This window comes from Desulfovibrionales bacterium, from assembly GCA_028715605.1.
Lineage (GTDB): Bacteria > Desulfobacterota > QYQD01 > QYQD01 > QYQD01 > QYQD01.
Window position 1 is genome coordinate 32678 of sequence record JAQURM010000008.1, and the last position, 24525, is coordinate 57202.

The window sequence follows — 24525 nt, forward strand, 5'->3', positions numbered from 1 at the left end:
TTCCCCTCTTTTCAACCAAAATTCAGGATTTAACCCTTGTTTTTAAGCCAGACCGCCCGTCCTCTTTCTCCCCAACGCATTATCCGCTAATTCTCTGATCCAGGACTCACTGCTCAAATAATAGACCTTCGGCTCAGTGCCCAGCTTCTCAAGCAACCGGAAGGCCCCCGGACTCTTAATAAGTTTGGCTACGGCGCTTTCCGGATCTTTCATGTTACCGAAGGTAATAGCCCCGGTGGGACAGGCCTCGGCGCAGGCGGTCACATATTCGCCATCCTTCAGTTCCTTCCGGCCTTCCACGTAGGCTTTATCTTTGGCCTTTTGTTGCCGGTGATTGCAAAAGCTGCATTTCTCCACCACACCGCGCATACGCGGGGACATATCCGGGTTCAATAATTTATGCATGCCTTCCGGCCATACCGGATCCCACCAGTTGAAATATCGGGCATGGTAAGGGCAGGCCCCAACGCAGTACCGGCAACCTATACATCTGGTGTAAATCTGACTGACAATGCCGGTTAACGGATTGTAGTCTGTAGCCATGACCGGGCACACTGAAACGCACGGTGTATGGTGATCGCAGTGCATACAGGGACGCGGGATGAAAGCCACCTTTGTATTTGGAAACGGCGCGCCGTTCGTCACCTTATAGACCTTCATCCAGGTAACGCTATGGAGTTTATCCGACTCATCTTCCCGAACGTAATGGTTATTCTCTGAAAGACAGGCTACCGTACATGTGCCACAGCCCGTACACTTATCCAGGTCAATAACCATGCCGTATTTTTCTTTGCTGGCGACCTCATGATGCTCACTCATATCTCAACCTCATACTTTTATAAGTTTAGCCCGCGTTCCCCACCACACAGCCAGGCCAGTCACCGGGTCTAATTCCGGCTCGAGTACCTCATAGGCATTAACGCCTTTTCCGGTCAAAAACGGGTCATCGTTGCTATGCCCCAGTCCGAGGGGGATGCCGATAACATCCGGCATCATACCCACATCCATGTGAACACGAACTGATAATCTTCCGGCAGGACATTGAACTGTGGCCGCATCCCCTTCAACCAGTCTCAACCGGCCGGCCGTCTCCGGATTTACCCGAACCAAAAGGTCATGTTTCTGAAGGACAGTGTTATCGATATTTTTTGTTAGATAGGGCAACGTGTCCACTGCCCTGCGATTTGCTATATTGATATTCTCATAAGCCACTAAAAGCACCGGAAACTCTCGAGAAGCCTTCATCCAGCTTACCGGCTCAAGGCGCGGCGTCCGGCCCTGAGGACTAAATGTAAGCCCCCCGCCTCCAAATATCGGATCCTCATACCAGCACTTCCCGGCATTGAGACCTTCCCATAGCTCATCTGACGAGCCGAGCATGGCCACTTCCTGATCTCCGATCCGGCCGCGTCTGGAGGCAAAAATCCCACCGACTTTTTCCTTGAGCAAGGCCTCGAAGTTATCCCAGGGAAGCGAGCTACTGACGCTTCCGCCTATGGCCCTGGCCAAAGTCAGAAAGACATCTCCGGGGTGCCTGGCCTCAGGCACATTAGCCAGAACGGGCCGGGTCAAACTCATGGAGGCGTAAGGAACCCGGGCCGCCGAAGTTACATCCTCCAGCCTTTCCAGATAAGAAGCAACCGGCAAAATAATATCTGCCGACCGGGCGGTTTCATTCATACAACTCGTAAGGGCCACCACAAAGGGCACTTTCGCCGCCGCTTCCTCGAACTTATTGGCCCTGGGCAGCGCATAGCACGGATTGGCTTCGTGGACTACCAGGGCATTAACCGCGCCGCTCTTAAGCGCTGCGGTCAAGTTATGCGCCATGCAAACGCCATGTTTAATCTCCCCGCCTTCCCCATCGATCCGTGGCTGGGCGAGTCCCTGCTGGGCTACCGCATCTGTTGCCAGCGCCAGCCAGGAACTAAACGGCACCTCCCGCTGTACAACCACCCCGCCCTTTGCGCCGATACTGCCCACCAAGGCATTGAGGCTATAGATGCTCATAAATTCCGCCAGGTTGCCGGACATCACTCCCTGGCCGCGGCCATAGACCGCAACCGCAGGCCTCGTCACGGCAAAGGCACGGGCTGTGTTGGCAATAACTACCGTTGGAATCCCCGTTATCTCTGAGACTTTACGGGGATCATATTCACTCTCAAGGAGCGCCTTGAATCCTTCAAATCCCTGGCAACGTGCGACGGATGAATGGTCATATAACCCTTCCGTAACAATGACGTTGGCCATGCCCAAGGCCAAGGCAGCCTCAGTCCCCGGTTTTACCGCCAGCCATTTATCAGCCTTGGAGGCAGTAATGGAACAGTTTGGTTCTATCTGGACCAGGGTATGCTCATTCGCCTCCTGCCATTTTCCAAACACCATCATGTTATGGACCGGGGCGCCCCAGCCCTCCAGCAATGCCGCCCCAAAGGACAAGACGTACTTGCTGTTTTCCAGGTCATAGGCCAGGTGCCCGCCTGTTCCCTGCATCAATGACAGGCCTACGGTCTCGACATCCTCCTGTGAGGGCATAGTAATCACGTTGGGAGAACCATAGGCGCGGAAAAACCGGTCTATTAATTCCGCGGTCAGTCCTTTTTTGTTATCCAGGATACAGGCTACCGTATGCGAATTGCCAGCTTCCCGTATTTCCCTTAATTTTCCGGTCACTATATTGAGGGCTTCATCCCAGGTAATCTTTTCCCATGCGGCCTCACCTTCTCCCTTGGGATTTGTCCTCTTAAGCGGAGCGGTTATACGGTTTGTCCCGTATAAGAGCTGCAAGCCGGCCGCTCCCAGCGGGCAAATCCCGCCGCGGTTTACCGGGTGGTCAGGGTTACCGGCAATCTTAACCGCCCGAAGCGGCACTGCCGGAAGCCTGCGCCTGTCTATAAATTCTTTATGATGCCAGCCCCGCCACTCATCGCGGCCCGATTTGTCCTCAACCAGCCGCAGAGTTATACCGCAGCCTCCCGGGCAAAGCCGGCAGGTGCTATGAACAAATGAAGACGGTCCCTTTGCGGGCTCCGGGGCCCAAAGGTCGGTAAATTTAGCCGATTCATCGAGCAGGTCCCAGGGTATGGGCGTGGCCAAGGTCCCTATCACACCCCCAGCAGCAAATTTCAGGAATCCTCTACGATCTAATTTCATAGGTTAACCCTCTTTAAGACTTTTGGTTAAACAAGCTCCCAACATCATTTATGACACACAAAACAGGCATTGCTCGTGCCCTTTTTGGCGTGGCAATCCTCACACGCTTCCATGGACATGGTATTCTTGCTGTAGCCTGATATTCTATAGACCTTTACCGGAGGACTGCTACTGGATTTGCTCATATCCTCATGGCATGTCGTGCATTCCAGTTGAGCCATTTTGACATGGGCGGCATGGGAAAAGAAGACACACAATGGCTGATAGGAATAACTAAGCCACGGTATCTCCTTATTGGGCGTGACATACTGTTCGACCAACTTGGCCTCTTCCGGACTCTCACCCTGCGCCGATGCATGACACTGGATACAATTGTCCAGCCTGGGAATGCCGGTAAAACTGCCATCTTCACGGAAAGTATGGCAACCGTCACAGGCTAATCCCGCTCCTTCTACGCCGTGCACCTTATGGTTGAAATTAATGGGTTGAGGCTTCGAAGACATGACAATAGCCGGATAAAGAAGCCAGCCAACCACAATGGCTACTACAAAACCAGCAGCCAGCATACCTAACCCCCCGCCGGCCTGCTTGTGTCCCCCTTCTCTTCCTCCAGTCGATACGTGCTCTTCAGACATCTCGGTCAAGCCTCCCCCTTATACCTTTAGCTGCGACTCTTTTATAACCATCACTTATATTTGTCAAGCGAAATTTGAATGAGGCCTCATTTCGTAACCTTATAAAATAGCCAGCAATTTTTCATGGATATTGTCAAAACCGCCGTTGGACATAATGGCAATTACATCCCCTCCCCTGGCATGTTCCTTCAAAAATCCTAATATGCCGTCTGTGTCGGGAAAATAATAGGCAGTCCGGCCCCGTGTCTTTAAATCCTCAATCAGGTTCCTGGAAGAGAAGCGATCCTGTTCCGGGATATTTTCCAGACCAGGCGGTTCACGCACAATTATGGAATCAGCCGCATCAAATGAAAGGGCATAATCATCCTGAAATACCCTGCGACGGCTGGAATTGGTTCGTGGTTCAAAAACCGCTATCAAACGCCTCCCCGGATAAGCAGCCCTGAGGGCCAGAAGGGTCTCGCGCACGGCCGTAGGGTGGTGGGCAAAATCGTCGATGACCGTGACATCATTCTTTATACCCCTTACCTCCTGCCTGCGGCATACCCCCTGGAAGGAAGACAGTCCGGCCTGAATCGCCTCCGGCGAAAGGCCTATCCTGTCCAACACCGCTATGACCGCCAGGGTATTAAGAGCATTGTGCCTGCCTATAAGCGGGCTGATGAATTCGGCATAGAATCCGCCCTCTTTTTTAACGGAAAACCTCACTCCTTCTCCTTCAGTCAGGCAACCTGCCAGGGTCCATGTCAACCCCTTATCTTCACCGTATCCTATAACCGGGCAGGGGGCATCCTTAATAACCTCTCTTACTATCCCGTCCTCGGTATGCGCCACCAAGGCGCCTGACGCCGGGATAATCCGGACAAAACGCCGGAAGGCATCCTTTACCTCCGCCAGATCCCGATAGATATCGGCATGATCGAACTCCACGCTGGTCAATATGGCTATATGGGGCTGGTAGTGCAGGAACTTGGGACCCTTATCAAAAAAGGCCGTATCATATTCATCGCCCTCTATTACAAAATAAGGCCCCTTGCCCAGTTTATAATTGCGCCCGAACCCCTTGACGATACCCCCGATCATGAAACCAGGATCCAGCCCGGCATGTTCCAGTATGGCGGCCAAAATGGAGGCCGTAGTGGTCTTTCCATGTGTACCGGCCACCACCAGCGGAGTCTTTTCTCTTAAAAAAAAGTATTTCAACGCCTGTGGAAAAGAGACAAAGGGGATATTCCTTTCGGCCAGGCCTCGTGCCTCTTCATTTTCGCGGCGGATCACGTTGCCGACAATGACCAGGTCCGGATCGTGACCCAGGTTATCCGGGCTATAGCCCTGAAAGATTTTGATGCCGAGAGAGGCCAGAAAAGTGCTCATAGGCGGATAGACCTGGGTATCGGAACCGGTGACCTCAAGGCCTTTTTCCTTAAGCATCCCGGCCAAGGCGCCCATGCCTGTCCCGCAGATACCCATAAGATGGACGCACTGCAACTTTTCAGGCACCTTGTTTAGGCTCATATCTAAGTCAGACATACTAAATCACTCCATCTCTAAAAAGCTTTCGGCCGTCAGCATGTTTGTTATCCGTTATCCGTTAACCGTTGTTCGATATTTTCTTTCGGTAAACGGTCAACAGTAAACGGTGAACCGGCTTCATGCTGATAGCCGAGAGCTTAAATCAATCCGATCTCCCTTAACAGCCCCCTGGCCGTATCGAACAGGTCTTTTTTACCTTCTTCAGTACGGGCCTCCACATAGAATCTGATCTTGGGTTCCGTACCGGAAGGCCGGATTAAAAGCCAACTCCCTTCTTCAAAAACCATCTTGTGGCCGTCAACCGTCAGGACCTGCCGCACCACCTTTTCTGCCGCACCGACCTTTAATCTCGTGCCGGTTACATACCGGGATAAGGCACTCAGGGTGGTCGATAGTTCTTCCCCCCGCTGTGACACGACCACGGCATCCCGGGCGGCATAGAAATGGCCGAACCTATCTTGCACCTCGGCCAGATACCGGCCCAGATTCTGATTGAGATGAAGGGTCATGGCCAGGGCCAGGATAAGCCCTATATAGGCGTCCTTTTCCGGGGTATGCCCCTTTATGGTAATACCGTCGCTCTCCTCAAAACAGACCACGGCCCGATCTATAACCGGCTTAAATTCCTTAAACCCGACCCTGGGCTCAAAGACCTCCTCGCCTAATTGAGCGGCTATGGCATTGGCAAAATTGCTGGTAGCCACGGTCTTCGCCACCAGGCCCTTAATGCCTTTGACCTCGTGCAGATAATGGTAAGCCAGGGCCCCGAATTGATTCATCTCTATCTCTACCCTGCCGTCGGTAAACCGGATACGGTCTGCATCCGGGTCCATGATAACCCCAAGCCTTAACCTCTCCTTGCGGGCCTTAAGCGCTTCATTTACCAACCGCATGTTTTTGCCGGACGGCTCCGGGGCCACGCCACCAAACGTGGGGTCATCCTCTCCGCGGAGAATGATTAATCGGTCAGTTGAAGCCCCGCCCAAAAGGTCTCTGATGTGTATGCGGCTGGCGCCGTGGACACAGTCCACGGCTACCACAACATCATCTCTCCGGCCAAACTCTTCAATGATGGCGTCATAATCAATGTGGTGGATACCCTTGTTTTTCCTAATCAGACCCTTCCAGACGTCCAGGGCATTAAACGGGGTTATGAGAGAGGAGTCAACGACTTTCTTTACCGGCAGGTCTCCCTCGATGATCTCTTGCGCCTTCTCCTGGATAAATTTTGTTATCTCAGGCGCGGCCGGGCCGGCGTCCGCCGCATTAAACTTAAAGCCGCCATACTCCAGGGGGTTGTGGCTCGGGGTCAGGTTGCAGGAAAAGGCCGCATCCAGCTCCATAACCGCAGCGGAAAGGACACCGGTGGTGGACTCACCGGCAAAGTGAACCCGGAAGCCGTGGGCAGTCAATACCTCCGCCACGGCCTGCGCAAATATCTCGCCGCCAAATCGATTGTCATGGCCCAGGACACAACCCCGCTCCCTGGCCTCTTTATAGCTCCCCACCCCCAGATTCGAACCCAACGCCGAACCGTTATCCAGCTCTTTGTACATATCACAGATGGCCTGGGTCACCTGGCCTACCGACTTGACCGTCAGGTCTTTCCCGATAATGCCGCGCCAGCCCGAGGTGCCGAATTTGACCGGCGATATGGGCCTGGCTTGCGAGGTCAGGATTTCGTCCCTGACCAGGGAATAAATACCGTCGATCTCTTTCTGATAAAAGGCCCTGTTATCCGGATCGGTATTTCTTAACTGCACCAGTTCAGAAATGGCCGCAAAATATTTACTCCTGGCATGATTGCCCGGAATGATACACTTATCCCGAATCTCCTTGCTCATCTCCTCACATCGCATCATTATATAATTACCCTTAACAGTTCGCCCTATCCCTCAGCTCAATTGCAGCTCATGTTTCAGCCCAGATATGCGTTTTCCCCTTAATTTTCGCCGGGTTTTGGCTCACCAGCGGCGCACGTTCCGGCTCACTTTCGGGCCATTTGGACCCCGAATCGGGCCAGATTCGGGCAAACTGGTCCGAATCACTTGTGGATTAGCAATTGTGCCATTATCGCGCCAATCGCGCCATTATCGCGCCAATCGCGCCATTCTGTCGCTGCTTTCAGTCATTTATTCGGCTCATACCGAGTGGTTTTTCCGGTGCCGCGTTTGACCAATAGCCCTTTCTTCAGTAAGCCCTGGATGTCACGTTGTAGCGTGCGCTTGGGCATCTTCATAAGCTGAGCAAACTCCGATAGTGTGATCTGACCTCTCTCCGCGATGAGGCTGAGCGCTTTCAACTGCCGCTCGTTCAGTCCCGCTTCCGCGAATCGCCGTTCCACAGGAATAGTCTTCCGAAAGACAACCCTGAAACTCCCGCCGCGCGACTCAAACTCGGGCTCCGGGATGCCTGCCATCCGGCATTCTTCAATCATTCGGCCGGTCCCGGTTCCAAACTGCTCGATGTAACGGATCAGGAAGAACATACGGGCAATCAACTTGTTTCGCGGCTTGGACTCATGGTTCCGGCGCAGATCGTCCACGGTAAGCCCCGCCGGCAACGTTCCGGGATTCCATACCTCAAGACCGTGATCGAAAATCCGTACCTGGACATTTCCGGAATCGGCATAGTCGCGGTGGCACACCGCATTGGTGATCGCCTCGCGGACCGCGTCCAGCGGATATTCCCATTGCTCGGTCCGTTCCGGTTTTCCCTCGATCTTTACCGCCATGCTTGTGTTGCGCCGAACAAACGCCATCGCCTCTTCGACCTGATCGATAACGGATCCTTCTATAACCTTCATGTCGAGGAAATGAACCGTATCGTCGCCCTTGAAACGCGCGCACCGTAAGGCAGACTGGGGCATCAACCGCTCCGGCTCTTTTCCGAAGAGCAAAATTGCCGCAATAGTGGTTTTCTTGTCCCGAATCAGATTCAGTTGACGCAGTACTTGATCGGCAGGCGTATCGGCGCCTGCATTCAGTCGCCGTTCATTTCTTGCCCGCCCCAAAAAACTCCGTACTTTTTCAACATTGATGTCCTGGAGGGATGCCTCGTCCAATATCGTCTCATCCCAAGTAATTCCACGTGTAGCGAAATAAAGGTCGGCCGCCTCGGCTGGCGAGAGTGTCTGGTTCGTCCTGCCGGAACGACGCAATGGTTTATCGAAGGCATATACCGGCTTCGCAGGGTTTTCCGGCACATCGAGCGTAATGACAATCTTACCTTTTCTTTGGATTATAGCAACAGCCGGGACGGTCTTCGGATTGGTGTTTTGGACTATCTTGTTGGTGAGGTCCTCCAGTGTCCCTTTGCCGATCTGAACACCGACTGGCTGGCCATTATCCGCGACTCCGATAAAGATACGGCCGCCATGTGCCGTCGCAAAGGCTGCGCAGGTTTTGACGATTTCTTTCCACTCCCCCACGGATTCCTTAAGTTCAACCGCTTCTCCCTCAGTAGGAATCGCTATCTTTTCAAAGCTTTTTTGCTTCACGCCGGATTCCTCATAGCTTTGCCGAAAAGACTACTCTCCGTCGCGGCCAGCCGTTGATCGATGAGCGCCCGCCAGTTGGCGACGAGTTTCTTGAGCGCAGCCTCATATTCCAGCACCTCTTCCATACCGGCTTGGGTGCCCTCGATGCGGGAAGAAAGCATGGCCTCTTGGGTGGTCAAAGGCGAAAGCAGCACTGCCGGGTTGACCACCCCTTGGAGCATGCCGTCATACCTGGCCAGGGCGGCGTTCGCCTGTCCGATCAGGGAAACATGGGCGGCCCAGTCAACACGGTCGAGGGGCAGGCTGTCCGGTGTAAAGGGTTTCATGAAATAACCTCCTCGCGCACGTCGATCTTGCCCATCACCGCTGCCGAGATAAGGGCTGAACGGTATTTGAACATGCATAGCGAGCGCATTCCCCGCTGCTTGCGGCGGGGTTAGCGAGCGAATACTATGCTTTTTACCTTACATACGGAGATTCCCCGCAGCTTGCTGCGGGGAGCTTCAATTTTTCAGAAAAAAGACGCAAGGTCATCATCTCTCGTTTCGTGCCTTTCGTGTGTTTCGTAGCCTCTTTAACTGTTATCCAGTTCCTTGTACATATCAGAAATGACCGCAAAATAGCTGCTCCCGGCATAATGTATTTATCACGAATCTCTTTGCTCATCTCCTCACAGCTCATCATTATATAATTACCTTAACAGATTCTCCTATCCCTCAGGTATCCCCCCGATATCCGCCTCGTCGAGCGGTTCGTCCACGGCATTACGCAGCCATGATGGATCGAAGCCGGCAGCCGAAGTTCCCTCGACCCTGATCCTGACCTTGGCCCCCTCGGACTTGTCCGCCAGGTTCTCGATGGCCGGGAATGCAAGGAAACACGCCGACAACTTCTGGCGCCTACGTTATTGAATTTCAGTCTGCATTTTTATGGCATAGAGGAAAATATTTTTTCAACATAAGATCCTTCCTGTCGGAAAAGCGGATAATCTTTTTCCAAATCCTCCCAAGTCTTTCCCTTGGCGCCAGGGATTTTGTCCGGGGATGTATCCGCCGGGGCAAGGATGTAGCCGTCCAATTCGATTCTCTTTGTCCCGAACTTCTTATTAGCACCAATGACCCGCAGTTTCTCAATGGCCGCAAAGCGGTCATTGTCCACGATCCCTTCATGGTGAAGCCCGTGGGGATCGAGAAACACGACACGGACCGATTTCGTGTTTTTGTTGCGTATCCAGAGGATGAAGTCGGGCCTAATATCCGTTCTATTCCCCTGCCCCCGCGCCGGGCGCGGCAGGCAGATCGTGCTCGACCTCCAGGCCATGGTCATACTCGTCCGCCAAGTCTGGGTAGCCCACTGTGGTGACCTCGAGTTGGGTTTCATCCGGCAGGACGACCGTTAACCATCCTCCTTCTTCATTGCCCTGTCGGATCTCTCCGCTGAATTCGCCATCTGTTTCCAATCTCCGTCAAGAGTTCATCAGGGAGGGGATCATTCTGCCAGCCCCTGTCGAAATCAATGTCGTGCGAACGGGGAAGTTGATCTTTTTGCAATTGTTTCACCAGAATGCGTGATGGGAGCAATGTCGCTTGCCCAACGAAAATCGCTTCTCGGCGACGAAGACCAGAAAGGATCTTAGTCAACCCGGATAGCGAGTCTGGGAGAATCGCCCGCACGTGTTCACGGTCGGCGTCGTTCGTAATTCGCATAATGATCCATGAGTTACATTGAGACAAAACTGTCGCCTCAACTTCATTCGGCCGTTGTGATACAAGCATTAGGCCGATACCGTATTTTCGACCTTCCTTTGCGAGCCTTCGGATAGCGTCCTGGGCGGCCTCATATTGAGCCTCGCCTCTGTTCGGGACATAGCGATGGGCCTCTTCACATACAACAAGCATAGGTGACCGCTCCCTTTCTTTCACGGTCTGCCACACTTTAATCGAGAAAAGTGTTCTGGCGATCGCCGAGCTCGCCGCGCCCGCAACCTCGTTGGGAACTCCTGATAGATCCACAATTCGTATCGCCTCACCACCGCCAAGAAATTGGTGCACGATCGAAGCAAACTCATCCGTGCTTCCGTTCCAGTCGTTCATCATGAAGCGCAAACGCGCATCGCGGCGTAACACCTCTAACTTTTGAAGAATGGAATTGTGCGAATCCTGCTTACTCGCCTGTGTCGGCCTGTCAGCTTCCACCAATTGTTTAAACTTGTCTAGGGAATAGGGAACTGGGGAATCAACAGTAATCTCTTTTGCGTCCACGCCAATTGCCGTTGCCCCCTCTTGGCGAACAGTTAGAAGCGCAGTCTTGACAATGTTCGCTTGCGAAGTAGCAACGAATTCGGTTTTCCCAATTAGAAGGCTGATTGTCTCCTGGAAATTTAAAAGCCAATAAGGCAAGGATAGTGTTCTCTCGTCCGTTGAAAGCCGTTTGTGCCCTGGAAAGGCATCTCCGTATTCATTATGTGGGTCGAGGATCACGATCCTGGGGTTCCAGCGTACGTAGTTCTTGTCACTTCCTCGCGCTGTAATCGCATGAAGGATAGAGGCAACCGCTCCCGACTTGCCCGCACCTGTTGAACCGAGAATTGCTGTATGCTTTCCCAGCAACTCATTCATGTTTGCGTATGCAGGGGTCCCGCCTGATCCCACGTGCTCGCCGATTTCGATTGGTACACCCTCGCCTTCGCCGAATACGTATTTCAACTCTGTCTTTGGCGTGAGGTAGACCTTCTGTTGGGGCAATGGGAACGTCGATACGCCGCGCTCGAACCGCAGTCTCCAGCCCTGGTGAGTTCCATCCCCTTCGTGTACCCACTCGCCTTCACCGAAAAGGTCTGCTTCAACTACACGAGCCGTAGAGCTGGTCTCCGACACGATTCCCTTCTCTCTTTGATATTCAGCCTTCATGCGAAGGCGACTCACATATCCATAGATGAGCGTTCTGCCGTAGTGAATCCTAATGATCGAGCCAAATTGTCCAATGGGGTAGATGACCCCACCGTAGACCCGTGACAGCTCGGATATCTGAGCATCGAGCTCGGCGACAATATGGGTCCCATCGACTTCGATAATTGTCCCTATGGATAGGTTTTCAATCGGGTCACCGGGTTGTTGGCGAGTCTTGCTCATCGCTCGCCTCCCAACAATCGAACGAGTAGCTCGAACCGCCACCATGGTAAGGGTGTCTCAGATTCGGTCCGTGTATCTGCATGGAAGAAACCCTTGTTCGCGTGAATACGCACGTGCTCTTTTACCGATGAATCGTCTAGCCAGTCTTTCAAGATCCCGGTTGGTGTGTCGTCACTGGTAAAAATGACGAACGATACTCGTCCGTCAGACTCGTGCAGCGCTCGATTAAGTTCATAATTGATGTGGGAATCGCCAAATGAATAGCCAATGATGGCAAGCACGACCTCGTTGCTGGGGCCAGGCCGCAGCGTGGTCCGTAACCTGCCAATGATCTGCGCATAGGGGTCTCGTTGTGTTTCGCGGTATTTTGTCGCCGCTGGCCAGATTAGAACCGGCTCTCGCTGCTTATCATCCTTCAGGCTCGGGCGTATTCGTGACGGAAGCACATCGTCTTCGATCAGGCACCAATCAATCGAACCATGCACTTTGAAAACTCGCGCATGAACGCCGCGTTCGTCATACGCATCGGTGCTCCACCAGCCCGTTACGCCACCATTGAAGCCGTCCGCTATCGGAATTCTCTCTAGCGACAACGCATCTTCAACGAGCGTGTCATAGTTGAGGGTGAAATAATCCACCGGCTGAACCGCCCCGGATTTGCCCGATTGAAGCCTACCGTGGATTGCCTTCACGAAGCTGCGATGGTGCTGGATGTCTACCTGCCTCTTAACAATCGCTTGTTCGATCTGCTGCTTTATGGCAGCCAAGGCCTCCTCCAATTCCTTGGCTGAATAGGATGTAGCCTCGATGGTGACGTTCGCCTTAGTAGAAAATCGAAACGCTCTTCTCGTCGCAATGGAGATAAAATCTACAAGCTCGCTCATGTAGTCCTCGATAGTACAACCCTGTGCTCCCTGAAATTGCTGAATAAGCTCTTGAAGTATCTGATGGGCTTTGTCCGTCGAAGGGATCGCCGTGAGAACCTCCTGTGTTAGTTCTTCCATCAGCGGCAAGCCCGCGCACTTGCTGCACCCTGCGCCAATCAAGAAAGCTCGCCTGCTTTGAGATAAGAGTTTCACGAACTCTTCGACTAGTTCATAAAACTGGGGTGCCTTCAAAGCCGACATGACATCCTCTGCTTCGATAACCGAGGTTTCCGCTGACGCTTGGGCTTCCCGTTTCTTAGCCATGTAACACCTCCACGCCTTGGTCATATATCGCAGGCAACTCGATCTCGCCGTTCACGAATTTGGCAAATTGAGTGCCTCGTAGACAACCCATCTGTACGCGCGCCCCGCCACCTACCTGTGCCGCGCCATGGCTTGGCGCGACTGAGAAATCGGCGCAGGTCGCCTGGATCGCCTCGCCTGCGTCAAGGCTTCGGCAAGCAGACAGGAAGTCTTCTGTCAATCTACGGTCATTCATTAGAATATCTTTCTTGGTAAAAAGCATTTAAGCCATTTATGATCCCTTTGTCCCCTTTATGTCCCTTTTTGTCATCGGGTATTACATGCCCCCTTTGTCTGGTTTCGCCATCCAGTGGGCCTTTGTCGGGTTTTTGTTCGTCCCACATCTCGCGATAGGCGTGGACGTATGAAACCGTTGCCTCCGGGTCAATATCAAAGTAGTGGCGGCAAAGCTTCTTGTATAGTACCAGCATGCCCTCATCGAAACAGAAATCGAGCATGCCGTCAAGGCATCTTTCGATACGCCTTGCATCACGGTCTTGCGCCTTCAGGATGGCCTCAACTTCAGCCGAATATTGCTGTACAGCAACACGAGCAAGCTTTTGTGCGTCCCTGGCCAGCTCGCCTATGCGATTAACGAGATCATCCTTCCGTGATTCCGTTTCACTCTTCATCTGTACTCGCTTTTTGCGCCTGTTTCTTTCCGGTTTGTGTCCGATTTCCCTTCTTCTGGATGCTGGTGGCCAGCTTCGCCCACAAGGCTGATTCGACCGCTCTTGTCGTAGGCCCTTTGAGCCCTTTGTGAGCCTATGCATCTATATTTACCAAACCATGGCGATGTCCCAATTGTCCCATAAATGTCTCATATTGCACCGCAAGCAATCCACTTTTTCTTGATGTCTCATATGTCCCATTAATGGCTCATTTCTTTCTCGCCAAGACATAATGCACGCCCCGCTTCGAACCTACGCGTTTCAGAACATCTTTTGCCACAAGATCATCGAGATCGCGCGCAGCCGTTTTCCGGATAATGCCTGCCAGTACCTGATACTCTGAGTTCGTGATGCGCCCATGTACTTTCACATAAGTTACAGCCTTTGTCTGCCGGTCGCTCAAGCCGAGCCCGGTCATCACCTGCGCCGTCAGCCAGTCCCGCCACAGAGTCACCACCCACTGCCCGGCCCGTTGCTCGAAGTCCGGTTCTGGAAGGCTAATGTCCCTGCAGCGCTCGATCATATCAAGAGTGCCGCTTCCCGCCTTTTCGATGTAGCGGGCCAGGTATAAAGGCTCAGCTATGAGTGGATTGCGCGGGATGGAAGCATGAGGTTGCCGAAGCAGCGCCGGGGTGAGCGGCGGCGGCAACTCGCCGGGGTTCCATACCTCCAACCTGTCGGCGAAGAGCATGACCTGCACGCTGGCGTTGCTTGTGTAGTCCCGATGGGCCACGGCATTGACGATGGCTTCCCTTACCGCCTCCAGCGGCAGTTCGTAGTCCACAGGGGCTTGAACGCTGTGTTCACGGGTGCCGATGCGCCGATTGATCTTGGAAAGCACGAAGTCCAAAGCCTGATCCACCAACTCAAATACAGTGCCCTTATATATTTGGTAGGACGGAATGGGCTTGCGAACCTGGGTGCCATGGAAATGAAGACACTTCACTTCCGACGTAATCAGAAACCGTTGGGGCTCCTTGCTGAACAGAAGGACGGCCGCGTGGTTTGGTCTGCCCTCATCCACGAGATTGAGGTGGGCAAGCACCTTTTCGCGGCCGGCATTCGCCAGCAGAGGATAGTTTCGTTCCCGCCTTGCCACAGCAAGAAACGCCTTGATCTTCTCCCGGCACAGATCGTCCATCGTCGCCCGCTCGCAAGCGGAAGCATCGAAGGGCAGCCTTCTCAGATCGCCGGAGTGTTCCATGTGCTCTACGAGAGAGGCGTACAGGGAAGCCGTCAGATCGGGGATACCCGCAAAACGGCGGCGGATGAGCTGGCTGCGGGCTTTACGGATCAATTGCAATGCCTTCGGATGCCGTGCCTTGTCGTCTGCTCCCTTGACGAAAATGAGACGCGGCTTGCCTTTGGCGGTTGCCTCGTCGAATTCGAGTTCGGTCGGGGAAACGCCGTCAATGCTTTCGAATCCGTATTCGTTGCCGAACAGACCCAGATAGATATCGCACCGTCCGACTTCTTCCAGATAGACTTCATCGGCCCTACGGTCCTGTGCGGGCAAGTCCTCGAACAGAAAGACCTCAAAGAAACGTCGGAGCAAGGGGTCATTCCCCACGAATTCCTTGATGGCCCATCGCTCTGCCTGGAGTTCCTTCCGGACGCTGCTGACAAAGATTGTCTTCCGGTGCTCCGTCATCAGGAAAAGCCTCCTTCACGAATCGCCGCCTGTTGTACCGCCTCCGCCGGAATCTCGTAGAACCTCACTGCCGCGATCTCCCGTTTGATCCTTAAATCAAGTTTTCCATTATAGCATCATGGATGAGCGGCCGGAAGGCCTTTATTTTTTCATTGGTCCGGCTGGGGTGAATACGGTTGGTAAGCAGGAGAATGATTATTTCTCTCTCCAGGTCTATCCAGAAAGATACACCGGTAAACCCGAGGTGGCCGACGGTTTTTCGGGAAAAATACCGGCCGGCGCTCGAACCCTCTTCGGATGGGGTATCAAAGCCGAGCGCCCAGGTGGTTCCAGGGGGCGACCCCTGCCGCGCCAGGAAAATCGACATTAGTTCGCGGCTGAAGATTCCCGCCTCTATTTCTCCCCGATAGGCCTTTAATATCATCTTCAGCAGGCCATATAACTCCCCCGCCGTGCCGAAGAGTCCGGCATGACCGCACACCCCGCCCACGGCATAGGCGTTGTCGTCATGCACCTCGCCGCACAAGACCTTTTTGCGCCAGGGGCACTCCTCGGTGGCCGCTATCATCCCGGGTTCAGGTAAACCGCGGCTGTTAAGGGGCCGGAATCCGGTAAAAAACAGGCCCAGCGGCCGGTAAATCCTGGCCAAGACAAACTCATCCAATCCCTGGCCGGAGGCCTTTTCAATTATCCATTCGAGCAGCATGAACCCCAGGTCGCTGTAAAGGGCCGCTTCCCCGGGGACAGCAGCCAGGGTTTCATCCAGGAGCCACCCGCGTAATATCTTCTTTCGTTCCCCCGGAGGATAAGTCCTTAACCGCTCAAAATAAGGTTGATAGGCAGGCATACCCGAGGAGTGGGAGAGAAGCTGTCTCAAGGTAATCCCCTCCTTGGGGTTATCCCGGCCAAGACCCAGAATATCCCCTATTTCTTGATCGATCTTCAGCTCACCATTGGCCACCAGGGTCATAATCGCCATAGTGGTGGCCAGGGGTTTGGTAAGCGAGGCCAGGTCAAACAGCGTATCTGTCGTCATTAATTGTCTGGACGGAATAAGGGAGGCATGTCCGTAGGCGCGATGGGATAAGACCTTGTCCTCAGCCGCTATAAGGAGCACGGCGCCCGGAAAAACGCCTTCCTCTACGGCCCGATGCATAAGGGTGTCAACTTTTGAAAAAACAGGCATGTTAGCTGTTAATGCAGGCCTATTGTATGCAAGGTTCGGTCAATTCCAGCGCCCCTTCGTATCCATCCAACCTGAACATGGCGCCGATAGGCACGGCCATATTTTCCTTACCGTGCCCAAAGGGGAAGCCCGCAACAATCGGGATATCCAGGTCCCGCAGGTTCTGATGGGCAAATTCCCACACCTCTTCCTGCCCGACTCCCTCTGTGAATTGCCCCAGGACCAATCCGGCCAGCTTCGAAAGCCTCCCGGCGAGTTTAAGCTGGGTAAAAAGGCGATCAATGCGATAGAGTTTTTCCCCGCATTCTTCCACAAAAAGGATGCGGCCCTCCCAGGAAGGCTCGTAAGGCGTGCCTAGCAGGTGAACCAGGGTAGTAAGATTTCCTCCCATAAGCCGGCCCTGCGCCCGGCCCTTCTGGATAATCTCCCGGCGCGAAGGCGCTATAATCAGAGGCGATTCTCTGGTAAGGAGGTCCAGGAAGCGGCGCAGCCCATCATCAGAAAGACCGGGCAGCCCGGTCAGCATCGGCCCGTGAAACGTAACCAGGCCGCCGGAGTCAAAGGCAAAGTTCAGGAGGGCGGTGACATCGCTAAAACCCAGGATGATCTTGGGATGGGTCTTAAATAGCGAGGCATCTATATGACTCAACATCCGCAGCGTACCATAGCCGCCGCGCACACAGAGCACGGCCTGAACCTCGTCATCTGTAAGCGCCCCGGTTAAAAGGCGGGCCCGATCTTCATCAGAACCGGCCAGATAACCGTTTCGTTCGAATAACAGGGGATGATGCTTGACTTCAAAACCCAGGGAGACCAGAACCTGTACGCCCCTATCAAAATCCTCTCTCTCAAAGGGGCTGCCGGTAGCCACCAGGGCGATCCGGTCGCCTTTGCTCAATCTCCTGGGTCTGATTATTTCAGAATATCTAGACGTTCTGCTCATAGATGAGGCGCAGCCCTTCCAGGGTAAGATGGGGTTCGACTACCTTTATGGTCCTGGATTCAGAGGCGATTAGAGAAGCCAGCCCTCCTGTGGCCATTACCTTAACCGGGCTTTTAATATCCTTTTTCATGCGGGTAACGATACCATCGGCCATATCTGCAAAACCATAGACAATACCGGCATTCATGGCCGCTACCGTATCTCTGGCCATAACCGACCGGGGTCTGGCAAATATAGCGGCACGGGGCAGCCTGGCGGCCTTGGCAAAGAGGGCTTCACAGGAAATAAGCACACCGGGCGCGATGGCCCCGCCCAGGTACTCCCCGCGTCCCGAGACATAATCAAATGTGGTGGCGGTGCCGAAATCCACGACAATCACGCCCCCCGGATACCGGGCAAAGGCCGCTACGGCATTGACCAGGCGGTCAGCCCCTAATTCTGCCGGGTTATCTATACAGATCTTTATTGGGGACGCAATCCCCGGCCCAACCACCAGCGGCTTGACTTTCAGGTATTCCTGACAAAAGGTCTCGACCGCATAAAGCATGGAAGGGACCACACAGGAAATGGCCGCACCGCGAATCTCAGGAATGGCTATGTTTTCACGGGATATAAGGCAGGAAAAGCTGACAAAAAGCCCGTCGGCGGTCACCTTCGGGTCTGTACGCAACCGCCAGTCTCTAAGGAGACGGTCTCCTTTAAAGAGGCCGAATACGATATTTGTATTGCCTATATCTATCGCCAGGAGCACAGGGCATCCCTTTCTTATTTCAAGGCCTTTTCCAGAAATAAAGCCAGATCCTGTGCCAGGGCCTCGATCTGATCTTCTCTTTCCCCTTCCACCATCACGCGGACTAACGGCTCTGTGCCGGAGAAACGCACCAGAACCCGGCCCCGGCCCCCAAGCTCACGCTCTGCCGCGGCCAGCTTTTTCTTGAAGCCGTTAATCTCGTCCAGATCTTTTTTCACACTCACCCGCATATTTATCAGCTTCTGGGGATATGATTCCATGATCTTCGCCAACTCGGAAAGGGGACGGCCGGTCTTACAGATGATCGCGAGGAGCTGCAGCGCCGCCAATATGCCGTCGCCGGTAGTAATGTGATCGAGAAAGATCAGATGTCCGGATTGCTCTCCTCCAAAGTTATATCCGCCCCTGACCATCTCTTCCACCACATAACGGTCACCGACCTGGGTGCGGACAAGGTTGCCCCCCATATTCCTCATGCACACCTCAAGCCCCATGTTGCTCATGACCGTGGTAACCAGGGTCTTTTTGCGTAGTTTTTTCTCCCCGGCCATCATAGAGGCGCAGATGGCCATGATATGGTCTCCGTCAACCTTATTCCCTTTCTCATCCACAAAGATAACGCGGTCTGCGTCCCCGTCGAGGGCGATCCCCATGTGAGCGCCCTGTTCACGGACGCTATTTTGCACCAACTTTGTGTCGAGGGCCCCGCAACCACGGTTGATATTCGTCCCATCCGGGTTGACTCCGAGCAGAGTCAGGGCGGCGCCAAGCTCGCCAAAGACGATCGGAGCCACTTTATACGCCGCGCCATGGGCGCAATCCAGCACGATCCGCAGGCCATCCAGGCTATAAGCAGAGGGAAACGTGTTCTTGAGAAAAACGATATAACGCCCGGTGGCGTCATCGATGCGGTATGCCTTTCCCACCTCATCTGCCGTAGGCCTCAGGGAGTCAATTTCCTTGGAAAAAATAAGGTCTTCGATCTTTTGTTCTGTGGCATCTGGAAGCTTAAAACCGCTGCCGGCAAAAAATTTTATTCCGTTGTCCTGAAAGGGATTATGAGAGGCCGAGATAACGACCCCGGCGTCAGCGCGCATATTCTTGGTAAGAAAGGCTATGCCGGGTGTCGGGAGCGGACCGACCAGGAGCACATCCACCCCCATGGAACAGATACCGGAGGCAATGGCATTCTCAATCATGTAACCCGAAAGCCGCGTGTCCTTTCCAATAACTATGCGGTGTCGCCGGTTTTTGTCCTTAAATACATAGGCTGCGCCGCGCCCCAATTGCATGGCTATTTCCGTGGTCATGGGATAGATATTGGCCACACCGCGCACGCCGTCCGTACCAAAAAGTTTACGCATATATCAACCCTGTTACTTCTTCAAAATAATTACCCTGGCCGATTTCGGCTTAACCTTCTCTATCTCTACACCTGACGGGGCGTTAATAACAGGCCGCCTCACATACGTGCCGGGACCGAGTCCCCCCAATTGCACCACAGCCCGAATATCCTGTTTCCGGGCCGCATTTCGCAGCACACTCACCGGTCCCTGCATTGATACTTCTATGTTACGGGGGTCAATCTTATACCCATAGGCCGCACCCGCACCCTCCACAGGTATAACCAGGCTTTTCCGTATAATCTTTTCTTCAACCTGTATATAGGCAGTCACCTGCGGTTCACCCACCACCCTCAGGTGATACCTCTGCAGGTCAAGACCTGCTACAGCCTTCGTGCTTACACTAAGTCCTGAAATATCAATGGGCCGGGTCAAGACCTTTTTTACCTTAGCCACTTCTCTGACCGCACCGGACAAAACTACCTTAGCCGGTTTAAGTTCCACGCCCTTTAGCTCATAATCAGCGGCTATTGCGCCTTTTAACACGGCCTCAACCGGCGCTTCCCGCCGGGCCAGCGGCTCCAGTACCAGGTTCACCTGAGAAGGATGAATACGTGTTACCTGGACCTCCCCCGGGAGACGGATACCTTCGGGAGTAATATGTAATGTCATCTTCCCCGGTGTGGCCTTAGCCAAATCCACCACATGGCTAAGACGCCGGGTGACCAGTTCACGCACCAGACTACGCGGCCCATAGACACGCACATCTATCGCGCCGTTAAACTCATTGCTGATAACCAGATCATCGGGCATGTTAACCAATTCCAGGGGGACACTAAGACTTACCTCGGCCTTTTCCTCCCCCACCACAAAGAACCATAAAAATAGGGCAAACGCCAGGGCTAAGAGCTTAAGCCCGATATTCTTTCTCCAGAATCTCTGTGTCTTGCCGGCCTTCATTTTTGTAACCGTTCACCACATTCTATTCACCGCTGAGAACGCGGAGATCGCAGAGTATGAAAACACAATATTTTTAAAATTTATATTCTCTCTGCGTTCTCTGCGCACTCTGCGGTGCACTATTACTCATTTTTTAATCTTTGTACCCATGAGTTTCTTCCACCACTGCCTGCCGTCCTTTTCCTCTCTCCAGATACCCTGAAGCATATTTCTTAAGGTCGCAGCGTCGAGATCGCGTGTTATTTTGCTGTCAATAGCCGCAGAGATAGTCCCGGTCTCCTCTGAGACCACTACTACCACCGCATCGGTATGCTCGGTCAGGCCAACTGCAGCCCGGTGGCGCGTACCCAGTTTTTTGCTCAAAAAAGGGTTGGTGGAAAGAGGCAAAAAACACCCCGCATGCGAGATGCGGCCATTACGAATGATGACTGCTCCATCATGTATGGGTGAGGTCGGATAAAAGATACTCAAGAGTATCTCCCGGCTGACCCGGGCATCGATAGGTACACCGGACTCCAGGTAATCCTTCAGGCCGGCCTCCCTCTCGATAGCTATTAATCCACCAATTCCCTTATTCGACAGCGATACAGCCGACCGGACCACCTCTTCCAAAATTTGCAGCGTGGCTGTATCTGCCTTTAGAAACGGGGTACGGCCAACCTGCATTAAGGCCCGGCGAATGTCATCCTGAAAAATGATGACCACTAAAAGAAAAAAGGAGCTTAAAAAGGTGCCGAGCAGCCAGTGCAGGGTTTGCAGTCCCACCTCGCGCGCCATGAAATAGAAAACGACCAGAATAGCCAGGCCGGCCACCATCTGCACGGCCCGGGTACCGCGAATAAAAAGGATTATCTCATAGATAATAAAGGCTACCAGCAAGATATCCAGGACATCCTGCCAGCGCAATGTAGTCAAATATTCAATCATTTTCCTGCGTGCTTTCCAGCGCTCATTGCTCAGTACTCAGCACTCATCACCACTTCTGTCTCCTGACTCCTGTCTTCTGTCTGCTGACTGTCGATCCGCCGGAGACGGAACTGCTGTATGCTGAACGCTGCCCTTTCTGATGGCTTCTACTATGCGGACCGTGTGTACGGCAGAACGCACATCATGTACCCGCACTATATGCGCGCCCTCCCAGACACCCACAGCCGTTACGGCCTGCGTAGCCCCATCCCTTTCCCCAACGTCGATATCCAATATCTTGCCTATAAAACTCTTGCGTGACGGCCCGATCAGGATGGGCCGCCCCAGTTCCTGAAAAGCAAAGATAGACCGAAGAAGCATTAAGTTGTGATCCGCGTCCTTGCCAAAGCCGATGCCGGGATCGAGAATAAATCTATCTCTATCCAGCCCCATTTTCCCGGCCCAGGCCAGGCGTTCACGCAAAAAAGCCATTACTTCCCCCACCACATCGTCATAATAAGGCCTTACCTGCATGTCTTGCGGCATTCCCTGCATGTGCATAAGGATGGCCGGGACCTGATGTTTGAGAAGCACATCAACCATGGCCGGGTCATAACGCAGCGCCGTAACATCGTTGACTATGTCCGCGCCGGCAGAAACGGCTGCACCGGCTACTTCGGCCTTATAAGTATCTATAGAGAGCAGGACATCCCATCGTCTTCGGATAGCCTCTATCACAGGCACCACCCGGCACAGTTCTTCCCGGACGGAGACAGGCTGCGCAAAAGGACGGGTGGATTCTCCGCCTACGTCAATGATGTCCACCCCGGCCCCGATCATATCTTCCGCGTGCTTAAGGGCCGCATCCGGCGCCGTATAGCGTCCGCCGTCAGAAAATGAATCCGGCGTGACATTAAGTATGCCCATTACATAGGTCTTTACACCAAAGGACAGCACCCTGCCCTTGCAGACCAATGTCAAACCCTCTTCATTCATGATGACCGTCTTAAAGAAATACCGGAAACTTTAACTCAATAAATGTAAGGAAGGTCCCTTACCAGGCGGATCTGGCGTTAAGCTGCTGTTGGCTCTCTTCTTCCGTTTAACCCTAAAATTTTGTCGATGTCTCCTGCATCCAGAGACTCCCGCTCCAATAAGGAGCCGGCCAGCTTATGCAGGGACTGGATATTCTCATGGATAATGTCTTTGGCGCGTTGATAACTTTCCGTTACCAGCCGCTTAATCTCCTCATCAATCCGAACCGCTGTTGCCTCGCTATAATCCTTGTGCTGAGCTATTTCCTTACCCAAAAAAATGTGCTCTTCCTTCTTGCCAAAAGACAGCGGCCCCATATCTTCGCTCATACCCCAGTTACAAACCATCTTACGTGCCAATTCGGTAGCCCGTTCGATATCATTGCCGGCTCCGGTAGTAAACTGTTTTAAAACAAGCTCCTCGGCCGCCCGTCCTCCCAGGAGAATGACGAGATTATTAATCAGATAGTCCTTTTGATAGGTATGCCTCTCATCAATAGGTAGTTGTTGGGTAAGACCCAGTGCCCTGCCGCGGGGAATGATGGTTACTTTATGGATGGGATCAGCCCCAGGCAGGAGTTTAGCTACCAGGGCATGGCCGGCTTCATGAAAGGCGGTTATGCGTTTTTCTTCCTCAGTGATGATCATACTACGCCTCTCCGTGCCCATCATGACCTTGTCCTTGGCCTCCTCAAAATCAGACATCTGGAGTTTTTCCTTATTCTTCCGGGCTGCGAGTAAGGCTGCCTCATTAACCATGTTTTCCAGATCCGCTCCGCTGAAGCCGGGCGTGCCCCGCGCCAGGACGCTCAAATCCACATCACTATCCATGGGCATATTTCGCGAATGCACTCTCAAAATACCTTCACGGCCGCGGATATCAGGCGTGGGTACGACTATCTGCCTGTCAAACCGGCCGGGCCTGAGTAAGGCCGGGTCAAGGACATCCGGCCTGTTGGTGGCGGCGACGATAATAACCCCCTCGTTCGACTCAAACCCGTCCATCTCTACGAGAAGCTGATTGAGGGTCTGTTCCCTTTCATCATGGCCTCCTCCCAGTCCGGCGCCCCGGTGGCGGCCCACCGCATCGATTTCATCGATGAAAATAATGCACGGGGCGTTTTTCTTCCCCTGCACAAAGAGGTCTCGTACTCTGGAGGCGCCCACACCTACAAACATTTCCACAAAATCAGAACCGCTTATACTGAAAAAAGGCACTCCGGCTTCTCCGGCTATGGCCTTAGCCAGTAAGGTCTTCCCCGTCCCCGGCGCTCCCATGAGGAGCACACCCTTGGGAATCCGTCCTCCGAGACGCGTGAACCTTTTGGGATCTTTCAAAAAATCGATAATCTCGGCCAGCTCCTCCTTGGCCTCATCTATACCCGCTACATCGGCAAATGTTGTCTTGACAGTCTGGCCGGAAAGGAGTCTGGCCCGGCTCTTGCCAAAAGAAAGGGCCTTGCCGCCCCCGGCCTGCATCTGACGCATAAAAAATATCCAGACCCCTATGAGAAGCAGCATGGGCAGCCATGAGATAATAAGTGTCCAATACCATGGCGATTCTTCCGCCGGTTTTACCGCTATTTTGACGCTAGCCTGCCGCAGAATTTTAACCAGGTCAACATCCTTTGGGGCGTACGTCTTGAAGGCCCGGCCATTAACATACTGCCCATGGATGCGCTCTCCCTGCACCGTTACCCGCGACACCTCCCCCTTTTCCACCTTATCCAGAAAGTCGCTATAGGTTACCTCACCGCTCTCCTCTCCCGGACGATTGAAGAATTGAAACAAAAGGATCATTACCAGGCCGATAACCAGCCAAAGGGATAAATTCTTATAAAACGTATTCAAAAAATCCTCCCTGCTCTGCTTCTCAGTAAGATTTAATAGGGACGTCCGC

21 protein-coding genes are annotated in these 24525 nt (G+C 53.3%); all 21 read right to left on the reverse strand.

Annotated features, from left to right (window positions below; translation table 11 throughout):
- Positions 1 to 42: 42 nt before the first annotated feature.
- The 21 genes from PHT49_08890 to ftsH all read right to left on the reverse strand — a co-directional run bounded on the left by PHT49_08890 (position 43) and on the right by ftsH (position 24476).
- Positions 43 to 819 carry a 4Fe-4S dicluster domain-containing protein gene (locus PHT49_08890; protein MDD5451994.1) on the reverse strand — a complete coding sequence of 259 codons (777 nt, stop codon included), beginning with the start codon at positions 817 to 819 and terminating at the stop codon, positions 43 to 45.
- Between the two features lie 9 nt (positions 820 to 828).
- Positions 829 to 3153, reverse strand: a complete 2325-nt coding sequence (locus tag PHT49_08895; protein MDD5451995.1) for a molybdopterin-dependent oxidoreductase — start codon at positions 3151 to 3153, stop codon at positions 829 to 831.
- A 44-nt stretch (positions 3154 to 3197) separates the two neighbouring features.
- Positions 3198 to 3788 carry a cytochrome c3 family protein gene (locus tag PHT49_08900; GenBank protein MDD5451996.1) on the reverse strand — a complete coding sequence of 197 codons (591 nt, stop codon included), beginning with the start codon at positions 3786 to 3788 and terminating at the stop codon, positions 3198 to 3200.
- A 99-nt stretch (positions 3789 to 3887) separates the two neighbouring features.
- Positions 3888 to 5318 carry a UDP-N-acetylmuramate:L-alanyl-gamma-D-glutamyl-meso-diaminopimelate ligase gene (gene mpl / locus PHT49_08905; protein ID MDD5451997.1) on the reverse strand — a complete coding sequence of 477 codons (1431 nt, stop codon included), beginning with the start codon at positions 5316 to 5318 and terminating at the stop codon, positions 3888 to 3890.
- Between the two features lie 140 nt (positions 5319 to 5458).
- On the reverse strand, positions 5459 to 7183 hold the full coding sequence (locus tag PHT49_08910) for a hypothetical protein (protein MDD5451998.1): 1725 nt from the start codon (positions 7181 to 7183) through the stop codon (positions 5459 to 5461).
- Between the two features lie 266 nt (positions 7184 to 7449).
- The gene (locus tag PHT49_08915; GenBank protein MDD5451999.1) at positions 7450 to 8820 is read right to left on the reverse strand and encodes a helix-turn-helix domain-containing protein; all 1371 of its coding nucleotides are present in this window, start codon (positions 8818 to 8820) and stop codon (positions 7450 to 7452) included.
- Entirely contained in the window at positions 8817 to 9146 is a 330-nt protein-coding gene (locus PHT49_08920) for a Fic/DOC family N-terminal domain-containing protein (GenBank protein MDD5452000.1), read from the reverse strand. Before PHT49_08920 ends, PHT49_08915 begins: the two co-directional genes overlap by 4 nt.
- A gap of 383 nt (positions 9147 to 9529) precedes the next feature.
- On the reverse strand, positions 9530 to 9709 hold the full coding sequence (locus PHT49_08925; protein ID MDD5452001.1) for a hypothetical protein: 180 nt from the start codon (positions 9707 to 9709) through the stop codon (positions 9530 to 9532).
- A gap of 38 nt (positions 9710 to 9747) precedes the next feature.
- Entirely contained in the window at positions 9748 to 10146 is a 399-nt protein-coding gene (locus tag PHT49_08930; GenBank protein MDD5452002.1) for a hypothetical protein, read from the reverse strand.
- An 86-nt stretch (positions 10147 to 10232) separates the two neighbouring features.
- Positions 10233 to 11951, reverse strand: coding sequence for a DUF87 domain-containing protein (locus tag PHT49_08935; GenBank protein MDD5452003.1), 1719 nt, complete (start codon positions 11949 to 11951; stop codon positions 10233 to 10235).
- Positions 11948 to 13141 (reverse strand): SIR2 family protein, encoded by a 1194-nt coding sequence (locus PHT49_08940; GenBank protein MDD5452004.1) that lies wholly within the window; start codon positions 13139 to 13141, stop codon positions 11948 to 11950. Before PHT49_08940 ends, PHT49_08935 begins: the two co-directional genes overlap by 4 nt.
- Positions 13142 to 13368: 227 nt before the next feature.
- On the reverse strand, positions 13369 to 13812 hold the full coding sequence (locus PHT49_08945) for a hypothetical protein (protein ID MDD5452005.1): 444 nt from the start codon (positions 13810 to 13812) through the stop codon (positions 13369 to 13371).
- A gap of 247 nt (positions 13813 to 14059) precedes the next feature.
- A complete protein-coding gene (locus tag PHT49_08950) occupies positions 14060 to 15502 on the reverse strand; it encodes an ATP-binding protein (GenBank protein ID MDD5452006.1) in 1443 nt (480 codons plus the stop codon).
- Between the two features lie 91 nt (positions 15503 to 15593).
- The gene (locus PHT49_08955; GenBank protein MDD5452007.1) at positions 15594 to 16688 is read right to left on the reverse strand and encodes a serine hydrolase; all 1095 of its coding nucleotides are present in this window, start codon (positions 16686 to 16688) and stop codon (positions 15594 to 15596) included.
- A 19-nt stretch (positions 16689 to 16707) separates the two neighbouring features.
- On the reverse strand, positions 16708 to 17631 hold the full coding sequence (locus PHT49_08960) for an LD-carboxypeptidase (protein ID MDD5452008.1): 924 nt from the start codon (positions 17629 to 17631) through the stop codon (positions 16708 to 16710).
- Positions 17615 to 18382 carry a type III pantothenate kinase gene (locus PHT49_08965; protein MDD5452009.1) on the reverse strand — a complete coding sequence of 256 codons (768 nt, stop codon included), beginning with the start codon at positions 18380 to 18382 and terminating at the stop codon, positions 17615 to 17617. Before PHT49_08965 ends, PHT49_08960 begins: the two co-directional genes overlap by 17 nt.
- 14 nt (positions 18383 to 18396) lie before the next feature.
- Complete coding sequence (glmM, locus tag PHT49_08970; GenBank protein ID MDD5452010.1) at positions 18397 to 19746, reverse strand: phosphoglucosamine mutase; 1350 nt, start codon at positions 19744 to 19746, stop codon at positions 18397 to 18399.
- A 12-nt stretch (positions 19747 to 19758) separates the two neighbouring features.
- Complete coding sequence (locus tag PHT49_08975) at positions 19759 to 20685, reverse strand: CdaR family protein (GenBank protein MDD5452011.1); 927 nt, start codon at positions 20683 to 20685, stop codon at positions 19759 to 19761.
- Between the two features lie 126 nt (positions 20686 to 20811).
- Complete coding sequence (cdaA, locus tag PHT49_08980) at positions 20812 to 21612, reverse strand: diadenylate cyclase CdaA (protein ID MDD5452012.1); 801 nt, start codon at positions 21610 to 21612, stop codon at positions 20812 to 20814.
- A gap of 36 nt (positions 21613 to 21648) precedes the next feature.
- On the reverse strand, positions 21649 to 22587 hold the full coding sequence (gene folP / locus PHT49_08985) for a dihydropteroate synthase (GenBank protein ID MDD5452013.1): 939 nt from the start codon (positions 22585 to 22587) through the stop codon (positions 21649 to 21651).
- Between the two features lie 77 nt (positions 22588 to 22664).
- Complete coding sequence (gene ftsH, locus PHT49_08990; protein ID MDD5452014.1) at positions 22665 to 24476, reverse strand: ATP-dependent zinc metalloprotease FtsH; 1812 nt, start codon at positions 24474 to 24476, stop codon at positions 22665 to 22667.
- Positions 24477 to 24525: the final 49 nt, after the last annotated feature.